Here is a 9,032-nt window from a genome sequence, read left to right as displayed (position 1 = left end):
ACGAGGAGCTCTATCAGCGTAAATGCCGCCTTTTTTGTCACAGGACCATGGACTTTGAGCGTTGCAGGCTCGTGGGAGGCAGGAGGCGTATCCGCCGCCCCCCGCACCCCCGGCGTCCGGCAAGGTGCCGGTGCCGCGTACGGCGCCGTCTCGGACTCGGCTGCGCTCGGCAAGCGGCGACTCTGTTGCGGGGCGGGAACGGGGCGCGACGGAGTTTGAGAGCGAATCGCTTTCTCTCCCCCGAACCCTTCTCTTGTCTGCGGAGTGGAAATACGATGAGCATTGTACGAATGACAAGCTTTTACCATAAAAAACTCGATCAATGTGGATACCTGTTTTCTCATGATTTTTTCTCCGTTCCAATGGTTGTTTGTTTGCAAAACCGAAACCCGAGCCATTCTCAAAGCTGTTGATTTAGTTTACACGTGAATCGTATATCCTCTATAATTATACTAAAATCGTCGCTGGTTGTCAAGAGTGTGGAAAAATTTTTTTCAAAAAAAACTCGGTTGCGTTCCAGAAAGACCGATCGACGGCAGAGATTCAGGAAGAAGAAGTTGGGGGGGATTCCTGGTGATCGCTTTTCCATGGGAACGGCTCGACAAGTTTCGGAATTGAAGCAGAACGGGGAACGGATTGCCACGCGATTTCATCGTCCGCGTTCTCCAGCCAGGCCCGAACCGCGGGACAATTCCGCTGTTACGCTTGAAGAGCATTCCATTCCATCATCAAAACCGTCACCTCAACTTCGCCGACGACTCGGGAACTCCCGGCGATATTTCAAAGGGGAAAGTTGAAACTTCTCTCTGAACAGCCGGGAGAAATAAAACTCACTGCCGATGCCGCAAAGTTCCGCCACAGTTGCGACCGACAGAGAAGAGTCTGTCAACAATGTCGCGGCCAGCTCAAGGCGGCAATGAATCAGAAACTGCCCGGGAGGAAGTCCGGCGACAACTTTAAAAAGACGCCGAAAATGATGTGGAGTCAAACTTCGCTTTGCCGCCTCCGCTGTGAAATCCCACGGTTTCTGCGGATGGTGTCGCACCTCCGACACCAGATGGCGGAAATACTCTTCCTGATACGCGGGCAATCGCGGCTCGGCAAATTCCGATTCATGGAACTGCAGCAGCAGATCTTCATAAAGCAATACCGCACGCGGCGGAGTGAGCGGCGCAGAGCGGCGCAGCAGTTGCATGATTCGCAACATGGTATCGAGAAAACGGTCCGGATCGGCGATTTTCCGAACCGGATTTTCCAGGTCGATCGGCAAAAGTCCGCTTTCCACATATCTCCCGATCCGTTCGCCGTGAGAACAAAGAAAACTGTGATACCGCGTCTCTCCCGGGAAGTTTCCGTATTCAAAAAAAGCCCCGGGATGAGTGATGAACGCATATGCCCCTTCATACTCGTTCACCGGCCCGTGATTCAGCGCAAAGTGAAACCGCCCGGCGTGGTTGTACTGCACCCCATAGTAGACCGGGACATGGCGCGACTCCCCCTGATGATCCGGCGTAGAATCGTAAAGACTGAAAATATGTCCGTCAAAAAAGTTCATCAATTATCCGTTTTGTGCAAAAAACAGTTCCTGTCGTTCATTCTCGAACGTCTGTATTTATGGTATAATATATACATATCCGGCAAAAAAACAAGAATCGGCCGGAAATATCAACCGGATGAAAGGGACATATCCATGGAACAAATGAAGATTGCGGCACAATTATACAGTTTCCGCGATTACATCAAAACTCCCGCCGGAGTGCGGGATACGTTGCGGCGGTTGCGGCAGATCGGATTCAGCGCCGTTCAACTCTCCAGCTCGATCGCACCGATGCCGGAGGAGGAACTGCGCCGGATGCTGCAGGAAGAGGGGATGATCGCGCCGACCAGTCACGAACGCGCCAAAGATCTGATCGAAAAACCCGAACAGACCATCGAACACCTGCTCGCACTGGATTGCCACCATACCGCTTATCCATACCCGGAGTGGATACCAACCGGGAAAGGAGAAGCCGTCGCCTATGCAAAAGAGTTGAATCAGGCAGCGGAAAAATTCCGCCGGGCCGGAATCGATTTTGCCTACCACAACCATGCGATTGAGTTCCTGCGCTTCGAGGGGAGCACGTTACTTGAACTCATCTACCGGAACGCACCGCTTGTGAGCGGCGAACTCGACACATTCTGGGTTCAGAAAGGAGGCGGAGATCCGGTCGACTGGATCTCCAGGCTCAACGGCAGAATCAAAGTTCTGCACATCAAAGATTTCGGAGTAAACCAGAGAGGAGAAACGATCATGATGCCGATTGGCTCCGGAAATCTCGACTGGAAGCGGATTTTCACCGCGGCCGAAACGGCCGGGGTGGAGTACTATGTGGTCGAACATGACGGAGACTGCGCGGATCCGTTCGAGTCGTTCGCCGCAAGCATGCGGTTTTTGAAAGGAAACTTCGTCTCATGAAGAAGACAAAGGTCGTCATCTGGAACGAATTCGTTCACGAGCGGGAGACGGGTGCTGCGGGCGATTATATCCGCACCATCTATCCGGCGGGGATTCATACGTTTCTCGCGGAGAAACTGGCCGCGGACGATCTCGAAATCCGCACCGCAACGCTGCAGGATCCGGAATATGGACTTCCGGAATCAATATTGTACGAGACGGAAGTGCTGGTCTGGTGGGGGCATTGTGCGCATGATCAGATCGATGATTCGCTGGTCGACCAACTTCAGCAACGGATACTGGCCGGGATGGGACTGGTAGTTCTGCACTCCGGTCATTATTCAAAGATTTTCCGACGCATGATGGGGACAAGTTGTCGATTGCGCTGGCGGGAAATCGGGGAAAAGGAGCGGCTCTGGGTGGTCGACCCGGCCCATCCGGTCTCGGCAGGCATTCCGGAAACATTCACGCTGCCGCATTCGGAAATGTACGGGGAACCGTTCGGGGTGCCGGATGACGGGAAGATCGTGTTTCAATCGTGGTATGAGGGTGGCAATGTGATGCGCAGCGGCATTGCATTCCGGCGAGGAGCAGGTAAAATCTTCTACTTCTCCCCCGGTCATGAGACCTATCCGATCTACCACGATGCCATCATTCTGCGTGTGATCGGCAACGCGATCCGCTGGGCGGCCGGAACGACTCTTCCGCCGCGGATCACTCCGCAGCCGGAGCCGCTGGAACGGGTGAGGACGGAAAATCCGCTGAAAAATCTGGACACCAGCGGACTGCATGCCGTCAAAATGCCGCAGGAAACTTTCACAAAGAATTAAAATCATTCTCTGGAGAATATAAGATGAACCAGACAATCAAAGTTGGAATTCTCGGGATGGGCCGTGCCGGACTCGGCATGCACGCCCGCGAGATTGCGGAATACCCGGATCGATTTGAACTTGTCGCGATTGCGGATCATGATCCGTCGCGACTCGAAAATCTGTCTGGAGTTCCGGACCAGGCAAAACGTTATACTTCATGCGAGGAATTGATCGATGATCCGGCTGTCGAGCTCGTGTCGATCGCGTTGCGCCATCCGGATCACGTTCCCTGCGCAATTCGCGCGCTCGAAGCGGGCAAGTACGTGAATATTGACAAACCCATCGCCGTCAATTATGAAGAGGCCTTGAAGCTGGAAGCGTGTGCCCGTCGTCATCCGGGCAAACTGTTTGCTCGTCAAAATCGCCGGTTTGAAGGGCCGTTTCAAAAGGCGCGTCAGCTGATATCGACCGGCGTACTCGGAAACATCACTTTGATCAAACTGCACCGTGCCTGCGGGTACTGCCGTCGCAACGACTGGATGACGATGACGGAATTTGCGGGGGGACTTCTGACCAACTGGGGGCCGCACGTGATTGATCAGGCGTTACAGCTCATCGGGTCACCAGTCGTTGACATGTGGGCAGACGTGCGTTCGGTCATCAGCATCGGGGATGGTGATGATCAGATTAAACTGCTGTTGCGGGGGAAAAACGGCATCGTAGCCGACCTTGAGATTTCCGGAACCAATGCGAAACCGGGACGTGAAATGGAAATCTGGGGAGAGCGCGGGACACTCGTTTACGATCCGAAAGTCGGAGCAATCGAAATGCGGTTTGTCGATCCGGAATGTAAATTCAAGCCATTGAAGCCGCATCGGGAAAATCCTCCCATGGAGTACGGCAACTTCGATGAGAAGCTGACTTTCATCGAACAGCGGGTAGAGATTCCGTTCATTCCGATGTCGGAGATCTGGAAATACATATACGAGTCGGTCAGAAACGGGAAACCGTTTCCGATCCGGCTGGAAGAAGCGGTAGAAGTGGTTCGTCTCTGTGATGAAGCATTTCGCCTGAGCGGGTTCAAGCCGCGAGCGTCAGAGGCGTGAAAGTCGAATAAAGTCCGATCTTTTGTCTGCATTTGCTTCCCCGTGACGACAGATTGCAGACGTAACTCGGCTCCGCCTGTGCAACCGACCTGCTCCTCCGGGGGCTCTCTGATCGGTTGCGCCGGCGGAGCTGTTTGCTTGAGCCGGATTCGACGAGAAATCGCTTTCCCGAGCCATATTTCCTTCATTCCCGGGTAGTTCCAGCGCATGGCTCTCTCCTCCCTGAAGCCAACGTCCTGCGCCAATCCGTTTGCTTTATGACGCAGAGACGATGATTTGCAATCAGACTTTTCCATGCTATCTTACTCTTATTGACAGAATATGATGCAATGTTGCATCATATTGACTGTCAATTTATTAACATGGAGAAAAGTGTCACCTGTTTTTTACTGAAAAACAGAACCATTTATTCCCGCACATGACAAGGTATGGGAGGTGTTATGAAAATATTGACTAGAAAAATAACAATATCCGTTATATCTAATATTCTGATTGTGATAGCGGTATCCCAGATTTATCACCTGCTGTCTTTTGTCAAAAGTAATGATATACATTATGTAATGCAGCGGTGCATTGACCGCCTTGTTTTCGTGTTTCCTATTACTTTATCATTTATTGAGATTTATTCCCGTTCATTGGATTCTAAAGTTGATGAAATTTTTTGTAAACTATATGTGGTAGCAATTTATTTATTTACGTTACCTTTATTTCAAAAAATGATATTGTTATGGCCTGATTTTTCCATGTGGTTTTCTTATACAGAAATCTGGGAAATGTATTTGTTTGTAATTTGGTTATTTATCACTGGTTATACGATTTACATATTATTATCGCCTAAAAAACAGAACATATTTTCGGCAAGAATCATTTGGCCAATTCTGTATATAGAAGGATGTCTTTTGTTTAACATCAATCTTGGATTGCTGACATTTATTGCAATGTTTGTAACATTACTTGTTTACTCTGCCATAAGTTGCAAAAGAAGAGAATTACAATTATTTCCATCGTTGATTCCCTTTGCGGTTTTCGCAAGTCAGCTTGTTTTTTATGGGATGTGCAGGATAATATTCAGACGAACAACCGAGATACTATTTAACTGATTATAAAAAACATCGTTATTTTTTGAATTAGTCAATGATCATGGTTGCCAACCCACTTCAACTGCTTTCTTTAAGGCCTGTCCCGAATTTGGAATTCGATAACGTCCGGAAAATTGCGCACATTTTGAGAGAGGCCCCCGCTGGAGCGTGCGAATCAATCGCTGGATCACGCTTACTCCGCCCTCTTTCCACGATGGGGGCGGCTGTTGCAATCCGGAAATGTTTCCGCACGACCGCAACAGCGCGCTGATCTTCTACCGCGACTTCTACTTCCCCGATCCGGAAGGGGTGAAACGCAAACCGTCGTCTGCCGGAAGATCACTGTCACGGAGTGACCTCCTCCCTTCGGTAGAGCAGCACGGCAAAGCCGTTCCGCGGCAGGGCGACGACTCCGTTCTCCATCGTGACATCACCAGAGACGGAGTCCATCCGCACCAGTTGGAATCCGGGGGCGGCGACTTCAGTCCGCAGCAGCTCCCGGTTGCTCTGGGTCAGTAGAACTGCCAGCTCATCGCCAAGCAGGAAAGAGTTGGTCTGCACCTCGGTGTTGCTCACCGAGTGAAAGGTTTCCGCGCTGAATTTCCCCTCGTACAGAAGCCGACCAAACCGTTCGCGCAGAGCGTTCGCCTTCGCGAGATACGCCTGGTAATGCGGCGTCTCCGCGATGGTGGCGCGACAGCGATAGATCTCCACATCGCTCCGGCTGCCGAGCAGCAGCATCTGATTGACCGGAAACTCAACGTCGGAATCGTCGCGGATGTTCCGATTGGAGATCACCGCCTCCGGGAAAGCCGCCTTGAAAAGGTAAGTCGCCGACAGCGTCTGCGGCTTTTCTTTCTTCTCCCGCCAATCGGGATTCCAGACATTCGCCGGATATCCCACAATGTGGACGAAATCCGTATACTGCAACGTCTGATCGGTGGTGCACTCGATACCGAACCCCATTGTGGGATTCCGTGATTTCGCATATTCATAAAGCTTCTTGAGCATCTCCCGCTTGCCGTTCATGAGCCCCGTGTACGGCACCGGATGACCGTGCGTTGGGTCGCAGCAGGGGTAGGAAAGCATCCCCAGCTGATCGAAAAAGACCGAATCCACCCCGAGTTCTACCGCAAAATCGACGTGGCGCTTCAAAATTTCCAGCCAGGAACGACAAGCGGGACAGGCAACGACAAAGGTCTTGTTGATAAAAGCCCGCAGAAAGGTGCCGCCGTCTGTGAAATTGTAGTACTCCCGGTGCTCAGTGCCTTCCGCGCGCTTGATCGCCACGCGCGCCCCCTCTCCTGAACGGTAGTAGTCGCTCTCCACGTCGATAAGCTGGCCGTTGAAGTAGAGGATGACCTTCCCTCCTTTCGCCTGCACCTTACGAATGTTCTCTTTCAGCGCTTTAACGCCGCCTAGTTTCGAATCGGCAGAGTAGACAGGGTATCCGGAATCCATCCCCTCGGCGGTCCAACCGAAGAGAAACAAGGTGTCAATCCCCGCCTTCGCTGCGTCATCATAGGCTTGCTCGAGTTTTTCATAGGGGAAGAGATACTCTCCGTACTGATGGTGCAGAATAATCCGCTGCCACCCCGACGAATGTGCCACATGCTCCGGAATCTGCGGCGGGGTGAACCATTCATCAGCCCACTTCCGGTACCTCGCGGCGCAGGTAGTCCAATTGCCGGAATATGGAGCCGTAACGATGTTGCACTCGCGCCAGCTCCCCCCTGCTTTCAGAAACGGATAGCGGACCATAAACATATTGATGGAACTTTGCCGCTCCAATTCAAACATCTGTCCGGTCAGCAGGAAAGAGGAGTCGTGGCAGCCGTAGTAGAGCCCCTCGTTCCCCCAGTCGAGCGCAAAACAGTTCATCGAAGAGGTACGCCCGGGATAAAGCGTCATACGGCGGATATACTTCTGATCGGGAGCCATGTACCAGGAGAAGCATTTACGGATCTGTTCCGGGAGGTTTTCAATCCGTTCGCTAACCTGCTCCGAAGAGATCGCCGCCATCGGCGGCGCGGGATCACGTATGGCGAAAATCGGATAATGCACTTCACGCACCTCCTGTTCCCGCGAATGGTTCTCCAGCGCAACGCTCCAGCGGATCTCATCGCCATCCAATTCCGCCAACAGCGATACAGAAATTGGAATCGTGCCGCGATCCTTGCACTCCACCTCAGAAAAAACGAGGGTGATCCGATCCTCTCCACACCGAATATCCGGCACTCCGGCGGGAACGGCCTCCAGTTCCAGACAGCCAGAATCTCCGAGGATCAGCCGTACAAGGCTGTGCGGACAAACCAGATTCCGCCCGGATTTCCGGTTGCAAAGTTCCGTAAGAGCGCCGGTTTCGTCGATCGACAGAGAGACAAATTCGTTTCCCAACTGATTCATGATAACCTCCCGATTATATGGGAAACAATATAACACAATCCGGGCTTCTCCGCTATGATATTTATGCCGAAAAATATGGGAATCGTGCCATTCAGCCTTGAAAATCATTTTCTTCGGCATTATATTACTGCATGAAGAATTATTTTCTCCACTTCAACGATCAGCCGCGCACGCTGCAGACGCCGCTGCCACTCTTCGCCCGGCTCTCCAGCGACAATGCCCGCGGGATCTGGAACGGGAAACGCGAAAACCTTATGGAATTCGCCATCCGTCTCTCTGCCGCCGATGGCTGTTCGATCGACATTCAGGACGGGCGCGAGACGAGGCTGCCTTTCCCGCATGTATATCTCAAATATCCGGAGAGCGATTTCCACTCGCCGCCTTTCGCACCGCGCCGAGCTTTCGCACTGCTCTATGCGGGGGCACTCTGCCCGCGGTTAGAGGAAGCGGGGATCCGCCTCGACACCGTCGGCTGGCCGCTGGAAATTACCGCGGAGATCCGGATGCTGATGGCGAAAATCGACGAACTCTGTGACAATCTGTTTCTGCCGGGAAACGCCGACCGGATAGATCACTACGCACTCTGCCTGCTGCGGGAAGTGATGCTGCAACACCCAACTCAGCAGGCACACCATCCTCCGGAGCCGGACACTTTCTACGCCGAAAAGCTTCAACGGATCGCTTCGTATCTGCGCACTCATTGCGCGGAAAAGATCGATCTTGCGGCTCTGGCGGCGAAACACGGTCTTTCACGCCGTACCTTTTTCCGTCACTGGCAGAAGCTGTTCCCCGGGAATACGCCGCACCAGTACCAGCTCGAATTGAGGCTGCAGGAGGGGCGCCGCTTGCTCCGCAGTGAAATGCCGATTTCGGAGATCGCGCGGGAGCTTGGTTTTTCGGACGCCTCCGGCTTCACAGAACAGTTTCGACGCCGTTACGGCGAGACGCCAACCTGTTTTCGGTTGCAGCAGCGTACCGACTGACCGTTCTTGCGTGCGACAATAGCCATCGGTTGACAGCACAACCTTTCGCAGCGACCAGCTTCTCTACCGAAATTTTCCGCAGCGTCTCCCGCAAATATTTTGCGCACATTTGTTTCCGAGAGCCTCAGAGGTCTTCGGAGCTCCGGGATCAGCCGATGATGCCGGGATAAGGGGAAATCGTGGCAAAAAAAGACCCGCGCTCGTGTGTGCGA

General features: G+C 52.6%; 6 protein-coding genes. 4 read left to right on the top strand and 2 right to left on the bottom strand.

Features of this window, described 5'->3' with window-relative positions; genetic code table 11:
- Window positions 1-742 precede the first annotated feature (742 nt).
- Window positions 743-1,555 (bottom strand): helix-turn-helix transcriptional regulator, encoded by an 813-nt coding sequence (locus Q0J85_RS14950; protein WP_294483059.1) that lies wholly within the window; start codon window positions 1,553-1,555, stop codon window positions 743-745.
- 135 nt (window positions 1,556-1,690) lie between these two features.
- On the opposite strand from Q0J85_RS14950, the gene Q0J85_RS14945 reads away from it, so the two are divergent.
- The 3 genes from Q0J85_RS14945 to Q0J85_RS14935 are packed head-to-tail and all read left to right on the top strand — an operon-like array spanning window position 1,691 to window position 4,352.
- On the top strand, window positions 1,691-2,455 hold the full coding sequence (locus Q0J85_RS14945) for a TIM barrel protein (protein ID WP_294483058.1): 765 nt from the start codon (window positions 1,691-1,693) through the stop codon (window positions 2,453-2,455).
- On the top strand, window positions 2,452-3,264 hold the full coding sequence (locus tag Q0J85_RS14940) for a ThuA domain-containing protein (protein ID WP_294483057.1): 813 nt from the start codon (window positions 2,452-2,454) through the stop codon (window positions 3,262-3,264). Before Q0J85_RS14945 ends, Q0J85_RS14940 begins: the two co-directional genes overlap by 4 nt.
- A 23-nt stretch (window positions 3,265-3,287) precedes the next feature.
- Complete coding sequence (locus tag Q0J85_RS14935; RefSeq protein ID WP_294483055.1) at window positions 3,288-4,352, top strand: Gfo/Idh/MocA family oxidoreductase; 1,065 nt, start codon at window positions 3,288-3,290, stop codon at window positions 4,350-4,352.
- Between the two features lie 1,424 nt (window positions 4,353-5,776).
- Here Q0J85_RS14935 and Q0J85_RS14930 read toward each other — a convergent pair.
- The gene (locus Q0J85_RS14930; protein ID WP_294483054.1) at window positions 5,777-7,837 is read right to left on the bottom strand and encodes a DUF6259 domain-containing protein; all 2,061 of its coding nucleotides are present in this window, start codon (window positions 7,835-7,837) and stop codon (window positions 5,777-5,779) included.
- A 131-nt stretch (window positions 7,838-7,968) separates the two neighbouring features.
- Here Q0J85_RS14930 and Q0J85_RS14925 point away from each other — a divergent pair, with 131 nt between their 5' ends.
- Window positions 7,969-8,820, top strand: a complete 852-nt coding sequence (locus Q0J85_RS14925) for a helix-turn-helix domain-containing protein (RefSeq protein WP_294483052.1) — start codon at window positions 7,969-7,971, stop codon at window positions 8,818-8,820.
- Window positions 8,821-9,032 lie beyond the last annotated feature (212 nt).

This window comes from uncultured Victivallis sp. (assembly GCA_944389935.1).
Lineage (GTDB): Bacteria > Verrucomicrobiota > Lentisphaeria > Victivallales > Victivallaceae > Victivallis.
This window is presented reverse-complemented; position numbering and strand designations above follow the sequence as displayed.

Bases quoted from the DNA above. Each gene is read 5' to 3' on its own strand.
- Q0J85_RS14930 (WP_294483054.1), bottom strand. From the start codon at position 7,837: ATGAATCAGTTGGGAAACGAATTTGTCTCTCTGTCGATCGACGAAACC.
- Q0J85_RS14935 (WP_294483055.1), top strand. From the start codon at position 3,288: ATGAACCAGACAATCAAAGTTGGAATTCTCGGGATGGGCCGTGCCGGA.
- Q0J85_RS14945 (WP_294483058.1), top strand. From the start codon at position 1,691: ATGGAACAAATGAAGATTGCGGCACAATTATACAGTTTCCGCGATTAC.
- Q0J85_RS14940 (WP_294483057.1), top strand. From the start codon at position 2,452: ATGAAGAAGACAAAGGTCGTCATCTGGAACGAATTCGTTCACGAGCGG.
- Q0J85_RS14950 (WP_294483059.1), bottom strand. From the start codon at position 1,555: ATGAACTTTTTTGACGGACATATTTTCAGTCTTTACGATTCTACGCCG.
- Q0J85_RS14925 (WP_294483052.1), top strand. From the start codon at position 7,969: ATGAAGAATTATTTTCTCCACTTCAACGATCAGCCGCGCACGCTGCAG.